The 553-nt window shown below is 58.4% G+C and carries 1 protein-coding gene; it reads right to left on the bottom strand.

The window, feature by feature from the left end:
- Positions 1-473, bottom strand: a 473-nt coding sequence (locus tag A3730_RS31425; RefSeq protein ID WP_231883913.1) for an AarF/UbiB family protein, incomplete at its 3' end; no start/stop codon positions are given.
- Positions 474-553: the final 80 nt, after the last annotated feature.

The raw sequence follows: 553 nt of genomic DNA, 5'->3' as shown, positions 1-553 counted from the left end.
ACCGGCATTTCGATATGGTAGGCGCGAACCATATCGAACAGTTTCATGATCAGGGGCGCGAATTCCAGTTGATCCAGCTGGGCGGAGCGGACGGGCTCGATGATATCGATCACTGCCCGTTCAAACCGGGGCCGGTCGATGGGAGCCGTATTCCAGCCAGCGCGGATCACCGCATCCACCAGGGCGCTGTAGTCTTCGCGCATCACCGCCAGCACCATGCGCCCAAGTATGTTCAGGTCGTCCTTGGACAGGCGCCCGGCGATGGCGGCGTCCACGGCCATGTACTGGGGCGACTCCGGGTGTTCGGGGTTAACGAAAATATTGCCCGGGTGCATATCCGCATGGAAGAAGTTGAAGCGGAAGACCTGGGCGAAGAAAATCTCCACGCCGCGCTCGGCCAACACTTTTGGGTCGATGCCAGCGGCCTTGATGCGCTCGATATCGTTCACCGGAATACCATGGATGCGATCCATGATGAAAGCGGTGGAGCTGGAAAATTCAAGATGAATGGCGGGAATGTGAAGCAGCGGACTGAACAGAAAATGCCGGCGCA

The organism is Alcanivorax sp. HI0044 (genome assembly GCF_001634945.1).
Note: the sequence above shows the minus strand (reverse complement) of the source record. Positions and strands in the feature narration are given on the sequence as shown.